The organism is Psychrobacter sp. TB55-MNA-CIBAN-0194 (genome assembly GCF_040309505.1).
GTDB classification, from domain to species: domain Bacteria; phylum Pseudomonadota; class Gammaproteobacteria; order Pseudomonadales; family Moraxellaceae; genus Psychrobacter; species Psychrobacter fozii.
Genome location: NZ_JBEOOW010000237.1, coordinates 1 through 275, shown reverse-complemented (window position 1 = coordinate 275; position 275 = coordinate 1). Strand labels below are relative to the sequence as shown.

At 43.3% G+C, this 275-nt stretch carries 1 pseudogene; it reads left to right on the top strand.

Annotated elements, in window-relative coordinates:
- Positions 1-190, top strand: a pseudogene (locus AAEY75_RS14970) (IS110 family transposase); the annotation flags it as partial.
- Positions 191-275 lie beyond the last annotated feature (85 nt).

Below are 275 nucleotides of genomic sequence, written 5' to 3'. Positions count from 1 at the left end.
GTATATGCCGGCGCTAGTCGCCATTAAGCATAATCCCGACATTAAGGCGCAGTATGAGCGACTGCTTGCTAACGGTAAGTGCAAAATGCAGGCTGTCTGTGCGGCGATGCGTAAGCTTGTGCATATTTGTTTCGGCGTGGTTAAACATCAGCAACCTTACCAAGCAAGAGTTGAGCTAATTAGCACTTGATTTGGCTTTTTTAAGATGGTATCTCTTAGAAGCTGTCCAATTTTATTATGCCACTACAGTCTGTTGAACATTCAAATATTAGGAC